Below are 16,033 nucleotides of genomic sequence, written 5' to 3'. Positions count from 1 at the left end.
ATAGCAATATTATCAGTAATACAAGTAAAGTTTGAAAATAGGAGAACGAATACATATCGAATTTCATAAAATGTTGTAAAAAGACATATGAGAGGATGGTATGTGTGAAGTTAACTAAAATAAATATTAAAAAATATAGAGCACCTGTATATAAATATACTTTAGTAAATGTAAATTTGAGGTCTGCTAAATCTACAAATTCAAGTATTATAACTGTAATACCTCAAGGAGCAAAAATGGAGGTATTAGATGAAGAAGATGAATGGATTAAAGTAGTGTATAATTCTCAAGAAGGGTATGTATATAAGGACTTAGTATCAGTAAGCGAATATACTTGGAGTAACTTAAATTTAAGGGAAGACAAATCTACGACTTCAAATATAATTACAGTAATTCCCGAAAAGTCTAGAGTCGAAGTTTTAGAAGTAGATGGGGATTGGAGTAAAGTTATATATGATGATAAAATAGGATATGTTTTTAATTATTTCTTATCAACTGATGGAAATAAACCTAATGAGTTAGATTATAAATATTTTTATACTGATATGACAAAGTTTGTTAATGAAAATAATATTAAAAGTACGAGTGATTATCTAATTGTGACAGACCTTAGAAATAAATATACTTATATTTTTAAGAAAGATAATGGAAGTTGGGGTCAACTTTACAAGTGGCAATGTACTATAGGGAAGCCTGAAACTCCGACTATAACGGGTATATTTTATATAAGTGGAAGAAAGCCTTCTTTTGGAACAGATGAGTATTCAGTTAAGTACGCTACTAGAATTAAAGGTGGATATTATTATCATTCTGTATTATATGATTCAACAGGCAGTTATATAATAGATGGTAGACTTGGTGAAGCTCTTAGTCATGGTTGCATAAGACTAAATACAGAAAATGCAAAATGGATATACGATAATATACCTGATACAACAACTGTTATAATTCATTAATAAAATATTTGGTTTGTTAATTAAGAGCTAGTATTCTTAACTAATAATATTATATGTTAGTATTTGACAAGAATTACGATTTGAACGATGTAATAAGAGAGTGCCAATAATAAAATAAGGTATTTTGAGGCACTCCCTTATAAATATACATAATTAATTTATGGGGTAGGTTGTTATAATTAAGATATTTTCATAAATAATTCTATAAGTTTATCTTTATCAAAGAAAACAGGATTGGCTCCAGCACATGCATCTTTCATAGAGTTTTCTGCAAGTAACTCAAAATTAGGATTATCAACACCTACATCTTTTAAAGATTTTGGGATTCCTACTTCTTCAGAAAGAGTTTTTATTTTATTTATTACAAAGTCAACACACTCTTTATCTGATTTATTATGTACATCCATTCCAATAGTTTCAGCTATTAAACGGAATTTAGAAGGAGCAGATTTGGCATTTTCTTCTTCAACTATTGGAAGTAGCATGGCATTACATACTCCATGAGGTAAATCATATAAACCTCCTAATTGATGTGCCATGGCATGTACATTTCCAAGCCCTGCGTTACTAAATGCAATTCCATTTAAGAAACAAGCGTAACACATTTGTTCTCTAGCCTCTATGTCATTACCATTCTTAACAGCTCTTGGAAGATATTTAAATATCTGTTTTATAGAATATAAGGCAGTCGAATCTGTAACATCATAAGCTCCATTAGCTACTACAGCTTCTATAGCATGAGTTAACGCATCCATACCAGTTGCTGCTGTTAAATTAGATGGTTTACTAATCATTAATTCAGGGTCATTTACTGTCATTGTAGCTAATGAATTAGTATCAACCATTATCATTTTTACATGTCTGTCTTCATCAGTTATAACATAGTTTATTGTAACCTCAGCAGATGTACCAGCAGTAGTAGTTATAGCTACAATAGGAAGACATTTTTTAGAAGTTTTGTTGACACCTTCATAATCTCTAATATCTCCTCCATTAGTAGCTAATATAGAAATGGCTTTACCACAGTCTTGTGGAGAACCCCCTCCTATTGTAATAACAAAATCACAATTTTCTGACTTTAATATTTCAAGTCCTTTGTTTACATTAGTTACAGTTGGATTTTGTTTAACTTCATCATAAATAGCAAAATCTACACCTATCTGAGATAGAATATCTGTTACTTTTTTTACAGTACCATTTGAAACTAGAAATTTATCACTAACAACAAATGCTTTTTTAGTTCCCAGTGATTTAATTGAATCTTTAGCTTCATTAAGACATCCTTTTCCAAGTAAATTTATTGGTGGTACATAATAAATGCTCATAACTAAAATCTCCTTTTATTTTAAATTGATTTTTATATAAGAAATATATATCTAATAATCTTTCTTTAGCTTGTTTATCATATAATTATGGCTTAGATTAATACAGATATGCGAGTTCTTATATAAGAACTTAATTCGTAAATACGATTATGATTAGAATTTAACATAGTATTTTTATCATGTCAATAAAAAAATAAAAATTATCATAAAAAAACAAAGCTACTGTAGTTAAATCAGTAGCTTTGTTTTTTATTGTATAAATCAAATAAATATGCCAGTTTAAAATAGAATTTTTAATTATTACAATTTTCAATATGTCGTATCTGTTAAACATTAACTTAATTTATTATAATATCTTCATTGCGTTCTTCCATCATAGATTGAATATTTTTCTGAGCATTTAAAAGTAATTCTTTTATCAGTTCTATTTTTTCTTCATTAGCTCTAAACAGTGGTAATGTCACACTAACAGCAGCTCTTATACATCCATTTTTTCTTATTGGCACAGCAAGACACTTTAGATGTTGCATTGATTCTTCACATTCTGAAGCTATTTGTGTTTTTTTAACTTCAAGAAGTTGCTCATATAAAACATCAAAGTCTGTAATTGATTTTTCTGTAAAGCCTTTTAAACCATCTGGATATAAACTTATTAGTGTTTCCTTATCAAAATCACATAAAAGAGCTTTTCCAAGGCCTGTACAATTAGCAGGTATTTTTTTACCAACATAAGAAATAAGTCTAATTGGTTCTGGAGAATCTACTTTACCAACATAAAGAACTTCATTGTTGTCAAGGATACCAAGCTGGCAAGTTTCAGAACAAGAATTAACTATATTAGTCATTTCTTCAATTACATAATTGAAAATAGTTCTCTTTTCAAAAAATGAAGACCCCAATGTGTAAGAACGTATCCCTATAGAGTATTTGGATGTATTCTTATCAATAGTAATATATTTTCTAGCATTAAGTGTATGAACTATAGGAAAGATGCTACTTTTTGGAGCATTAATAGCATCTGCTATTTCTGTGAGAGTATATCCGTTTTCGGACTCAGCTAATGCTTCTAAAATATCTAATATCCTAGCTGTTGGGCGATGATTATCTGAAGTCATAAATTTCCCCCCTCTTTTTATTAATTTAAAGTATTAGAATATGTTGATTTTAGCACACTATGTGATATTTTACAATGTGGAAAATAAATATGTAGATTTGTACATAAATAAGCTCTTGACTCAAAGACTGGTAGATATTTTTTAGGAGGTTCTACATAAATAATTACATTAATTTCCAAAATATACCTAAAGAAAGTTGGTGATATTTAGTTATATAATTTAAGAGAATCTATTTAATAGCTGTATTTTATATAGATATATCAAAATATTGTGAATTATATCTTATAATTTGTCTATTATTCGAATTGTATAAAAAATTTTATAGTTTTGAGCACTATATATTTTTGAGTGCTTTGTATTTTTGCATATAATGAAGCTATTTGATAATACATAGTATATTATCAGATAATTTGAAAAAATTTTGACAAAAATTTATTTTTTTTATTGACTCATAAATAGGAAAATGCTATCATTAATTCAAAGATTCGTAAATAAAAACTTAGTTCTTAAATACGAACTGAAACGGCCGTTAGAATTAAAGCTAAAAACTTAATAAGAGTAATTAAATATCATGTTTTAGGAGGCGTAACTTTATGATAATGGATTTTATTAAAAAAATTCCTGCAGGTATGATGATAGTTCCAATGTTTATAGCAGCTTTCATTAATACATTTTGCCCAGATATTGTGCAAATAGGTTCATTTACAACAGCAGTATTTTCAAGTGTTGGGTCTGCAACTATAATTGGAGTTCAACTGGTGTGCTTAGGAACTCAACTTCAATTTAGAGAAATGCCAAAAGTTTTAAAAAGAGGTGGAATACTTCTGGGTTCCAAATTTGCTATAGGTGCTTTAATAGGTATCCTTATAGGTAAACTATTTGGAATGGATGGAGTACTTGGTCTCACAACATTGGCTGTTATAAGTGCAGTTACAAATAGTAATGGTAGTATATATCTTTCATTGATGACTTCATATGGAGATGAAACAGATTGTGCAACTATGAGTTTACTTACTTTAAATGATGGACCATTTTTTACATTAATAGCTCTTGGGACTTCAGGTCTTGCAAATGTGCCTTTGTTGTCTTTATTGGCTGCAATAGTACCAATACTTGTTGGTATGATAATAGGTAATTTTGATAAAAAAATGAAAGAATTTTTAGAGCCAGGATGTAATTTGCTTGTACCTTTTGTAGGATTTGCACTAGGTAGTAGTATAAACCTTGCAAGTATACTAAAAGGAGGATTATCAGGAGTAATACTTGGATTAATATCTGTGTTTGTAGGAGGTATATTTATAGTATTCTGTGATAAATTTATAGGAAAACGTCCAGGATATGCAGGATGGGCTGTAGCTACAACTGCTGGAAATGCAATTGCTGTACCCGCTGCTGTTGCATTAGTTGACCCATCATGGCAACCATATGTTGCAACAGCAACAACTCAAGTAGCAGCCGCAGTAGTTGTCACTGCAATATTAGTTCCTCTTATAACTAGTTGGTGGGCTAAGAAGTATGGATGTCCTAAGTTTCCAAAACAAAATGAGGATGGGACAATAACAGCTTAATATTACATGAGTTACTATTGAAATAGCAAATTCTTTAATTAGATTTTAGGATATTAATAAAATTATATTATTTACAAAGGAGAGTAAGAATAATGATAAATGCGGTGATAATTGATGAAAAAGATAACGTTGCAGTAGCTATTGAAGCAATAACTAAGAATAGCGAAATTAGTTTTAAATTAAAAGATAAAACAATAAAGACAATTAAAGCATTAGATGATATAACTATTTATCATAAATTGGCTATAAAAGATATGGCTGAAGGTGACAAAGTTACTAAATATGGAGAGCATATAGGAGAAGCAAATCAGGAAATAAAGATTGGTCAACATGTACATATTCATAATGTTAGAAGTGTTAGAGAGGATTTGGACAAACAAGCTATGGGCAATGTATAAAATAATACTTATTTATAAATTTATAGAAGTTAAATTCATTGTTTTTTAGTATTTAATTATTATCAAATAAGATTTTATCTATTTGATTAGTGAGTGTAACAAAAAGTTATAATATATGAAAATTACAGAAGGTATATAGACTATTTTAGGAGGAAATCAGTATGAAATTTTATGGATATAAAAGACCAGATGGAAGAGTTGGTATAAGAAACCACATATTAGTATTACCTACTAGTGTTTGTGCATCAGATACAACTAGAATAATAGCGTCTCAAGTTCAAGGAGCAGTTACTTTTAATAATCAAAATGGATGTTCACAAGTAAATTCAGACCAACAATTGACTATGGATGTTATGGCTGGATATGCAGCAAATCCAAATGTATATGGGGTAATAGTGGTATCTTTAGGATGTGAGAATTGTCAAAATGATTTGGTAGTAGATGCAATAAAAGAGAGAACAAACAAGCCAATAAAAACCCTTGTAATACAGGAAGAACATGGGACTTTGAAAACTATAGAAAAGGCTGTTCGTTATGCTAGAGAAATGGCTCAAGAGGCATCTTTACTTAGAAAAGAAGAATTCCCAATATCTGAGATTATACTAGGAACTGAGTGTGGAGGGTCTGACCCAACAAGTGGATTAGCAGCAAATCCACTAATAGGTGAATTAAGTGATAGACTTGTTGATTTAGGAGCAACATCAATTTTAAGTGAAACTACTGAATTTATAGGAGCAGAGCATATATTAGCTAGAAGAGCAGTAAATGAAGAAGTAAAAGAAAAAATATTACATATAGTGCATAGATATGAAAATTCGTTAAAATTAGTTGGAGAAGAGGTAAGAGAAGGAAATCCATCTCCTGGAAATATAGCTGGTGGCTTGACAAGCTTGGAAGAAAAATCACTAGGTTGTATACATAAAGGTGGTCATAGACCAATAAGTGAAGTGTATGATTATGCTAAACAGATTGATAAAAAAGGTCTTGTTATAATGGATACACCTGGAAATGATGCTTCATCTGTCGCTGGTATGGTTGCAGGAGGAGCTCAAATAGTAGTATTTAGTACAGGTAGAGGAACTCCATCAGGAAATCCAATAGCTCCTGTAATAAAGATAACTGGAAACAAAATAACTTTTGCAAATATGGAAGACAATATGGATTTTGATGCTAGCCCAGTTATATATGGTCCACAAACAATGGAAGAATTAACAGATGATTTATTAAATATGATTGTAGATGTAGCAAATGGAAAACAATCAAAGGCTGAGTCTCTTGGATATACTGAAATGGCAATAGCTAGAGTATGTAACTATGTATAAGATTTAATTAAAAAACGAATACATAGAATTTTAATAAAGGGTGAGATTATGAAGTTTGTCAGTTTTACTGAAGGAAAAAATGAATGTAAAAGAATAGGAGTTTTTTCTAAAGATGAATTATTTATTATAGATATTAATTCCTTAAATCTTAGCAAATCTTTTAAGAACTTAAATGATTTAATTCAAAATATATCTCAAGACGATATCATTAGACTGAAAAGTACTATAAAGGAAGATATATTCCATAATTATGATGTTTTTAAAAGAGAAGAATGTATTATACATGTTCCTATAGAAAAACCTATACACGATATTTTATGTGTGGGAGTGAACTATAAAGACCATCTTGAAGAAACTCAAACTCACTTTGATGATAGTTTTGAAAAACCACAAAAAACAGTCTATTTTACAAAACGTGTTACAAAAGCTATAGGCCCAGAAGATAAGATAGATGGTCATTTTGATATAAATAGTCAATTAGACTATGAAGTTGAACTTGGAGTAGTAATAGGTAAAACAGGTGTTAATATTAAAAAAGAAGAGGTCGAAGATTATATCTTTGGATACACTGTTATAAATGATATTTCTGCTAGAAAGTTACAAAAAGAGCATGTTCAATGGTTTAGAGGAAAGGGATTAGATACATTTACATCTTTAGGGCCATGTATCGTACATAAAAGTGCAATTTCTTTTCCTGTAAAACTTAAGGTATGCAGTAGAGTAAATGGTGAAGAAAGACAAAATTCTAATACAAGGTTATTCATATCAGACATTTCAGACATAGTTTCAGAACTTTCAAAAGGTATGACTTTAGAGGCTGGAGATATTATAGCTACTGGTACACCTTCTGGAGTTGGTATGGGTTTTTCACCTCCTCGATATATGAGTAGTGGAGATGTAATTGAATGTGAGGTTGAAAGTATTGGAATTTTAAGAAATTACATTAAGTAAATGTTTTAATATAGGTAATGTTAAGGCAGAACCTGAATGTATTAAATGAACATATTAAAATAAATTTTAGGAGTTTAAATTATGAAAGCAGAATTTTTGACACCAGTGGTTACAATATTTGATGAAGAAGGAAATTTAGATAAAGAAGGAAATAAGAAAGTCTATGACCATCTTATAGATGGAGGAGTAGATGGCCTAGTTGTAATGGGAAGTACTGGAGAGTTCTTTAATATGTCTATGGATATGCAAAAAGAACTTATAGATTTAGTAATTAATCATGTTAATAAGAGAGTAAAAGTGTTTATAGGTACAAGCCGTATGAGTATAAAAGAGTCTATAGAGCTTTCAAATTATGCACATAATAGTGGAGCAGATGGAGTTATGATAATAAGCCCTTATTATTTCTCTCTTGATGATGACAGTATTGAGTTGTTTTATAGCGAAATAGCTAAAAATACAGAAGCTGAAATATATCTATATAATTATCCAGATAGAACTGGTTATGATTTGAGTCCAGAACTTACATTAAGACTTGTAAGAAAGCATAAAAATATAGTTGGTTATAAGGATACAGTAACTTTGATGGGACACACTAGAGATTTAATAAATACTATGAAAGCAGAGTTTCCAGATTTTAAGATATATAGTGGTTATGATGAAAACTTTATACATAATCTAATGTCTGGAGGAGCAGGTTGTATAGGAGGTCTATCAAATTTAATTCCAGAAGTTTGTTCAAAATGGGCAGAAGCTTATAATAATAGAGATATGGATAAGGTTATAGAAATTCAAAAATATATAAATAAAGCTATGGATTTTTATTTAATAACAAACCCATTTATACCAGCAATGAAAAAAGCAATGAATATTAGAGGCTTACAAGTGAGTGATTACATGACTGCACCTTTTATAAAGCCAAATGAAAATCAAGTATATGAGATTAAAAAACTAATGAATGAATTAAATATATGTTAACTGGTTAATTAGATATATAGTAAAAAACAAAGAGTGTTTTAAACTGATTTTTATAGTCATTTTAAGCACTCTTTTTTTTATATGTTAAATCAACCTTGCAAAGTGGTCAACAATAAACTACAATTATGTTAATAAAAATTAAATAAAATGATACTAGGGTACTATATTAGTTTAATAGGGAAAGTGATGTAAATTCACTACAGCCCCCGCTACTGTATACGGATACGAAATCAAAATCCACTGAGATTTATATGAAAAGTTTTGGGAAGGATGATAGAGGAAAAGCCGTGAGTCAGAAGACCTGCCCAGTATTACATAGGTTCAATTTAGGGTGGAAATTGTAATTTATAATAAAATGAAATATCAATTCATTTTTTGTAAAATTGATATATAAACTTCTCCTTTCTAAATTAGGAGAAGTTTTTTATTTTATTAAAAGGTTATAATTATTAAAGATGACTTTAATATAGTTCTAATGAGATATATTTTAAAAGTATATGTTATTAGAATTTTTAACCACTTATAAAAAATAAAATATTGGAGTGAAAGAGATGAAATTTAAAGTAAATGTTTTAAAGCAATTTTTTCTAAGTATTATGATAGTTCTTTTAGTAGGAGGTCTTATAGGATGTAGTAAAAATGATAAAGAGAATGCACAAGTTAGTAGTGGTAAGAAGTTAGAATTAAAATATGCAAGTGGGTTTAGTGTTGAAGACTTAGAGGATGGAATTAAAAAAGTAACTGATGGAGATAAAAGAGAACTAATTTTAATTCCTAAAAAAATTGAAGTTCCTGAAAAGTATAAAAATGCTAATATAGTTAGAACACCTGTAGATAATGTCTTAATAGCATCTACAACACAAGCTTGTTCTCTAAGAACAATAGGTGAGCTAGATAGCATAAAAGCAGTAACAACAGAGGAACAGTATTGGACTATCAAAGAAATTAAAGATTTGATGAAGGACGGAAAGATACATTATGTTGGTTCAAACTTAGCACCAGATTATGAAAAAATAGTAGATTTAAACCCTGATTTAACTATAGTTAGTAGTGGTTTATCAGAAGCTGATACAAAATTTATTGATAAACTAAAAGAATTAGGACTTAACTATGTTGTAGATAATGAATATAAAGAGCAAAATCCATTTGGAAGAATGGAATGGACAAGCTTAATAGCTGCATTTTATGATAAAGAAGATATAGCCACTAGTGAATTAAATAAGACAGTACAAAAGATAGAAGAAGTAAGTAAAAAAATAAAAAACAAAAACAAGCCTAAGGTAGTATGGGCATCTGTATATGAAGGAAATGCTTATGTAGCACCTAAAGATTCATATGTAGATAATATGATAAGAATGGCTGGTGGAATAAATGCATGTGCTTCAATGGATTCAAATGAAGGAAGAGTGAGTATTGAACAACTACATGAAGTTGCAAAGGATGCAGATATATTTGTATACTCATCAAGCTCAGATTATGCACCAAACTTAGAGTCTATAAAATCTAGTGCACCTGTATTGGCTGATTTGGATGTTGTAAAAAATGGTAACTTGTGGGTATTTGCTCCAGATTATTATCAATCAGTAGATAAGACTGATGAATTAATAGTAGATTTAGTTGAGATGTTTCATCCAGGAGCTACAGGTGAAAAAATTAAACATTATATAAATTATGATAAATAATATATAATACGACACTAAAAGATGAGTTTTATGGATTTTAGTTAATATAGATTTGTTAAGAGGGGTATATAAATGGATTTTATCAATAAAATGAGAATAAAGAATACTACAATATTTATAGGACTAATTATAGGTATGATACTTACTTTTTTAGTGTGTGTAGCATTTGGATCTGTAAAAATTGAGTTTAAAGAAATAATAGATGTTGTATTAAGAGGTATGGATAATACAGAACACTATAAAATAATATACAACATAAGGATTCCAAGAGTACTTGCAACTATGGTGGGTGGAGCTTGTTTAGCAGTATCAGGAATTTTACTACAGATATTTTTTAAGAATCCAATAGTTGAACCATATATATTAGGTGTATCTTCAGGTTCTACTTTATCAGTAGCACTTATGATTTTGGGTGGATATACATTAGGATTTGAAAATATAACTTCAATGAGTATATTTGTGGCAGCATTTATAGGAGCTTTGATTGTAATGTCTGTAGTCATTTTATTTGCAAGTAAGGTAAAGAATATAACGACTCTTTTAATAATAGGAATTATGACTGGATATGTGTGTAGTGGTATAACTAATGTACTACAATCATTTGCAAATAGTGAAAAATTAAAGGAATTCACTGTTTGGTCTATGGGAAGTTTTTCTGGATTTACCTGGGAAAAAGTAGAGATACTTATATTGATTGGTGTTCTAGGTCTTTTAATGAGTATCTTTATAATAAAACCTCTAAATGCTTTTTTATTAGGAGAAGAATATGCTAAAAGTATTGGTATAAATATAAAATTTTTTAGATTTTTGGTAGTATTTATATCTAGTATACTAGCAGCAATAGTATCAGCATTTGCAGGACCTATAGGATTTATTGGACTTGCAGTACCACAAGTTTCAAAATTGATATTTAAGACATCAGATAATAGAGTACTAATACCAGTGGTAATTTTTTTAGGAAGTATAGTTACAGCTCTTTGTGATTTAATATCAAGAGTAATTCTGTCGCCAATAGAATTACCAATAAGCACAATAACATCTTTATTAGGAGCACCAATTGTAGTAATGCTATTGATGAAAAGGAAGGACAGGGCTTAGATATGTTGAAAACTAATAATTTAAGTGTAGGATATAATAAAAAAGTAGTTGTGAGTGATATAAATATAGAGGTGAAAAATGGAGAGATATTATGTCTTTTAGGAAGTAATGGAGCTGGAAAAACTACTATATTAAGGTCTTTATCTAAACTTATAACGCCAATAAAAGGGGAGATATATCTAAATGACATAGATGTAAATCATATATCAAGAAAGTCATTATCGAAAAAAATGGCTTTAGTGCTTACAAATAGATTATTAGGTGATTTAATGACTGTACAAGATATAGTTAATATAGGAAGGTATCCATATACAGGATTTTTTGGTAACCTATCCAAAAAAGATTTAATACTGGTAGATGAAGCATTAGAATCTGTAGATGCATTACATTTAAAGAAAAGATATTTTGACGAACTAAGTGATGGAGAAAAACAAAAAGTATTAGTTGCAAGAGCTTTAGTTCAAGAGCCAGAAATAATTATATTGGATGAACCAACAACTCACTTAGATATAAAACATAGGTTAGAGCTTATAAATATACTAAAAAAATTAAGTAAGGAAAAATCAATTTCAGTAATACTTTCATTGCATGAAATAGATATAGCATTAAAAAGTTGTGATAAAGTTGCTCTTATAAAGAATAATAAAGTCATAGATTATGGTCAGCCTGAAGATGTAGTGGATGAAGATATTATAAATTCACTTTATGAATTGGATGATAAAAATTTTAATAGTCTTTTAGGCTCAGTAGAGATTAGTAATAAATCTAAAAATGAAGTTTTTATAATTGGTGGTGGTGGTAAAGCTACACCAATTTATAGAGCTTTTACTAAAAAAGGTATAGGGTTATATTCTGGAATAATACATGAAAATGATATTGATTATGAAATTGGCAGAACTATGGGCATAAAGATGTTTACAGAAAAGCCATTTGAGCCAATAAGTAATGAGAGTTTTGATTTAGCTATTAGAAATTTAAATGATTCTAAGATTATAATAGATACAGGGTTTAGCGTAGGAGAAACAAATAAAAGAAATATAGATATTATAAAAGAGGCTTTAAAATTGGATAAAAAAGTTTATTCATTTAGGAATAGGAATGAGAGCAATAAGTATTATAGTAGTCTTGGTAATGATATAGAATATATAGATAAGGTTTCACAAATTATGGATAGTATCAAGACAGATAATTTACTATAGATTGTAAAATAAAATGTAATTGCAGACTACAAAAAATATAAAAGAGTATCTTAATAGTTTTTAAACATTATTATAGATACTCTTTTTTTATTGTTTATTTATTTTGTGTATGGTGTTATAAAAAAGTATTCCTTTATAAATAACCTATAGCTTCCTCTCTAGTTAGAAAAAAGTGAATTCCTGCAGTTGATTCTTTCCATCTATTTTCATTAAATTCTTCAGCTATAATAGTTTCTCCTACTCTATATATAAAATTTTCATCAGCATATGCACGAGCACTTTTAAAAGATTCTTTGCCATCTATACTTGTAATTGACAGTACTTTTGCTTTATCACATCTACAAGCATTTGATGTAGCAGAAACCCTTTTTGCATCACTTGGAATTAATAATTGTACCATTCTAAAATTAAAACACTTTTTATAGCCTATAAATGCTCCTGTTTCAGGACAGTATAACTTGAAAAAGCGAGTATTTTCATCTGATACTACTCCATCTAAAGTAGCATATTCTAAGTTGGAGTTTTCTAAATTAGCTCCTCTAATATCTGACCTAGATAAATCACAAAATCTAAAATTAGCTCCACTTAGGTCTGCATTTTTTAATATGGAATTTTTTAATGAACAATTTGAAAAATAAGAGTTACTAAAGCTAGAGTTTTCTAAATCTGCTTCTTCTAAGTTTAAATCAATAAGGTCAGACCATGAAAAATCAATATTACTTAAACAGTATCCCTTTAAATTCATATTTTCTAATTTTATTTCTCTTAAATCAGCTCTTTCTCCATCATTGTTGTTTTTAAGCCATAAATAATGTTTTTTAAGTATCTTTTCAAGTTCATATTTAGAAATATCTCTCATAAAAATCACCTTCATGAATTTATTTTTATATATGTAGTAGCAAAATAGTCATATATTTAATTATATAACAATAAATAAAAAACTTCTAAATAATATATAAAATATCATATATAAAATATTTTGTTTTAAATATATTATAATATATTCTTAGGCTATTTAGGGATAATTTGCACTTTTAAACATGACATAATAAGTTTGTATTGTTTTATATTTGAGTTGATAAAAATTTCTTTAAATAAAAATAATATCAGTGATACAATAATAAAAGTTTAGATATAAAAAAATTTGTGTATATACTATATGTAGTATATAATAGATAAAGCACTGACTATATGTAGTGCTTTTGTTTTTGAAAAATACTTATTATATTCCAATAGTTATAGGTTATTTTGGGGATTTCAACTAATAAATACTAAAAGAAATAATAAGAAAATTGAAAGAAATTATAGCACAAGATTATGTTAAAAGGACGGTAAATAATGAATTGGATAGAGCTTAACAATCAAGTGATAATTAAAAATGAACAAGGTAAGTATCAATTGGAAAAAGACAAGGAAGCCTTAAGTAGTTACATAGAAGAATTTATAAAACCAAAGTTGAAAAAATTTAAAGATTTAGAAGAAAGATTAAAGTACTTAATAGATGAAGGTTATTATTCAGAAGAAGTAATAAATAAGTATAGTATGGATTTTATTAAAAAGGTATATAAGTTTATTGAGAAATATCAGTTTGAATTTCAATCATATATGAGTGCAAACAAGTTTTATCAAAATTACGCATTAAAAAGCAATGATGGAAAAGAAATATTAGAAACATATAATGAGAAAGTATTAATTGTAGCTTTGACATTAGGAAATGGTGATGAAGGTTTGGCCCTAAGCCTTACAGATAAAATAGTAAAACAAGAATTTCAACCAGCTACTCCAACGTTTTTAAATGCTGGAAGAAAAAGAGCTGGAGAGATGGTATCATGCTTTTTATTATCTGTAGAAGATAGTACAGAAGGTATATCATATGCTATATCTTCATCAAATCATTTATCAAAGATTGGTGGAGGCGTTGCACTAAATTTATCCAAACTTAGAGCATCAGGTGAATCAATCAAAGATATAGAAGGGGCAGCTGGAGGAGTTGTTGGTGTAGCAAAAATGTTGGAGCAATCCTTTAGTTATTTCAATCAAATGGGAGCTAGACAAGGTTCTGGAGCAGTTTACCTTACTGTATTCCATCCTGATTTTGAATTATTGATGGATACGAAAAAGATAAATGCTGATGAGAAAATAAGACTTGCTACATTATCACTAGGAGCTATAATACCTGATAAGTTTATGGAATTAGCAGAAAAAAATGAAACTGCATATGCATTTTATCCTCATACTGTGTATAAGAAGTATGGAGTTTATCTTGATGAGATAGAAATGAATGAGTGGTACGAAAAATTGGTTGATGATAAGGATATAAGAAAAAAAGAAATAAATCCTAGACAGATGCTGACTAAAATAGCACAGATGCAACAAGAAAGTGGATATCCATATGTAGTATACATAGACACAGCAAATAAGGAACATACATTAAGAGATGTTGGAATGGTCAAGATGTCTAACTTATGTTGTGAGATATTCCAATATCAGACACCTTCACAAATAGAAGGTTATGGAGGTAAAAATGAGTGGGGACAAGATATAAGTTGTAACCTTGGTTCTTTAAATATAGCTAATGTTATGGACAATAAAACTATAGAAAGTACGGTTGAGACAGCAATAAGAGCATTGTCATTTGTAGCAGATAGCACAGATATAAAACCAGTACCAACAGTTAGTAAGAGTAATAGTAAGTCTCACTCTATAGGATTAGGAGCTATGAATTTACATGGATATTTAGTAAGGGAAAATATCTTATATACTTCAGAGGATGCCATAGATTTTTCTAATGTATTTTTTGCAATGGTTAGATATTACTCAATTAAAGCATCAATGAAAATAGCTATAGAAAAAAATCAAACTTTTGAGGGCTTTAATAAATCAGAATATGCTAAAGGTAGAGAAAGTAAAGTACTATCAAAATACTATGAGCAATCTTATTTACCAAAGTCAGATAAGGTAAAGGCATTATTTGAAGGTATCCATATACCAACTAAAGAAGATTGGGCAAGTTTATTAGATGAAGTAAAAGAAAAAGGCATATACAATGCTTATTTGATGGCAATAGCACCAACTCAAAGTATTAGTTATGTGCAAAATGCTACATCAAGTATAATGCCAATTACTGAACCAGTAGAAGTAAGAACATATGGAGATTCTACTACAATATATCCAATGCCATTTTTAACAAATGATAATATGTTATATTATCAATCAGCATACAGGATGGATATGAGAAAAGTAATAGATTTAGTAGCGACAGTTCAAAACCATGTTGACCAAGGTATATCAACAACTCTATTTGTCACAGACGAAAAGACAACTAGAGACATAGCTAGACATTACATATATGCATATAAAAAAGGTCTGAAGAGTTTATATTACACAAGAACAAAGATGACAAGAGACACTCATGAGTGTTTAGTATGTTCAGTATAGGGAGAG

The 16,033-nt window shown here is 28.8% G+C and carries 13 protein-coding genes and 1 riboswitch; of the genes, 10 read left to right on the top strand and 3 right to left on the bottom strand.

Annotation, left to right across the window (positions count from 1 at the left end; all coding sequences use genetic code 11):
• Nucleotides 1–104 precede the first annotated feature (104 nt).
• Nucleotides 105–956: a L,D-transpeptidase family protein gene (locus ACTG48_RS16840; protein ID WP_021385891.1), complete on the top strand. Its 852-nt coding sequence runs from the start codon at nt 105–107 to the stop codon at nt 954–956.
• Between the two features lie 179 nt (nt 957–1,135).
• Here ACTG48_RS16840 and ACTG48_RS16835 read toward each other — a convergent pair whose 3' ends face one another.
• Nucleotides 1,136–2,281, bottom strand: coding sequence for an iron-containing alcohol dehydrogenase (locus ACTG48_RS16835; RefSeq protein WP_021385935.1), 1,146 nt, complete (start codon nt 2,279–2,281; stop codon nt 1,136–1,138).
• A gap of 338 nt (nt 2,282–2,619) precedes the next feature.
• Entirely contained in the window at nt 2,620–3,396 is a 777-nt protein-coding gene (locus ACTG48_RS16830; protein ID WP_021385900.1) for an IclR family transcriptional regulator, read from the bottom strand.
• Nucleotides 3,397–3,989: 593 nt separating this feature from the next.
• Here ACTG48_RS16830 and ACTG48_RS16825 point away from each other — a divergent pair.
• The 8 genes from ACTG48_RS16825 (at nt 3,990) to ACTG48_RS16790 (ending at nt 12,589) form a co-directional block, all read left to right on the top strand.
• Complete coding sequence (locus ACTG48_RS16825) at nt 3,990–4,964, top strand: 2-keto-3-deoxygluconate permease (RefSeq protein ID WP_021385880.1); 975 nt, start codon at nt 3,990–3,992, stop codon at nt 4,962–4,964.
• Nucleotides 4,965–5,056: 92 nt separating this feature from the next.
• On the top strand, nt 5,057–5,362 hold the full coding sequence (locus ACTG48_RS16820; RefSeq protein WP_021385903.1) for a UxaA family hydrolase: 306 nt from the start codon (nt 5,057–5,059) through the stop codon (nt 5,360–5,362).
• A 161-nt stretch (nt 5,363–5,523) separates the two neighbouring features.
• Entirely contained in the window at nt 5,524–6,684 is a 1,161-nt protein-coding gene (locus ACTG48_RS16815) for a UxaA family hydrolase (RefSeq protein WP_021385940.1), read from the top strand.
• Between the two features lie 48 nt (nt 6,685–6,732).
• The gene (locus ACTG48_RS16810) at nt 6,733–7,635 is read left to right on the top strand and encodes a fumarylacetoacetate hydrolase family protein (protein ID WP_021385904.1); all 903 of its coding nucleotides are present in this window, start codon (nt 6,733–6,735) and stop codon (nt 7,633–7,635) included.
• Nucleotides 7,636–7,716: 81 nt separating this feature from the next.
• Nucleotides 7,717–8,610 (top strand): dihydrodipicolinate synthase family protein, encoded by an 894-nt coding sequence (locus ACTG48_RS16805; protein WP_021385868.1) that lies wholly within the window; start codon nt 7,717–7,719, stop codon nt 8,608–8,610.
• Between the two features lie 138 nt (nt 8,611–8,748).
• Nucleotides 8,749–8,933, top strand: a riboswitch (cobalamin riboswitch).
• A 228-nt stretch (nt 8,934–9,161) separates the two neighbouring features.
• Nucleotides 9,162–10,292 carry an ABC transporter substrate-binding protein gene (locus ACTG48_RS16800; protein ID WP_021385925.1) on the top strand — a complete coding sequence of 377 codons (1,131 nt, stop codon included), beginning with the start codon at nt 9,162–9,164 and terminating at the stop codon, nt 10,290–10,292.
• A 72-nt stretch (nt 10,293–10,364) separates the two neighbouring features.
• Entirely contained in the window at nt 10,365–11,390 is a 1,026-nt protein-coding gene (locus tag ACTG48_RS16795) for a FecCD family ABC transporter permease (RefSeq protein ID WP_021385863.1), read from the top strand.
• 2 nt (nt 11,391–11,392) lie between these two features.
• Nucleotides 11,393–12,589 (top strand): ABC transporter ATP-binding protein, encoded by a 1,197-nt coding sequence (locus tag ACTG48_RS16790; protein ID WP_021385948.1) that lies wholly within the window; start codon nt 11,393–11,395, stop codon nt 12,587–12,589.
• A gap of 133 nt (nt 12,590–12,722) precedes the next feature.
• On the opposite strand, the gene ACTG48_RS16785 is transcribed toward ACTG48_RS16790, so the two are convergent.
• On the bottom strand, nt 12,723–13,448 hold the full coding sequence (locus tag ACTG48_RS16785) for a pentapeptide repeat-containing protein (RefSeq protein ID WP_021385907.1): 726 nt from the start codon (nt 13,446–13,448) through the stop codon (nt 12,723–12,725).
• Nucleotides 13,449–13,927: 479 nt separating this feature from the next.
• Here ACTG48_RS16785 and nrdE point away from each other — a divergent pair, with 479 nt between their 5' ends.
• Nucleotides 13,928–16,027, top strand: coding sequence for a class 1b ribonucleoside-diphosphate reductase subunit alpha (gene nrdE, locus ACTG48_RS16780; protein ID WP_021385867.1), 2,100 nt, complete (start codon nt 13,928–13,930; stop codon nt 16,025–16,027).
• Nucleotides 16,028–16,033 lie beyond the last annotated feature (6 nt).

The organism is Clostridioides sp. LIBA-6822, from assembly GCF_056688955.1.
The sequence above is the reverse complement of the archived record's forward strand: the minus strand, read 5'-3'. Positions and strand labels throughout refer to the sequence as shown.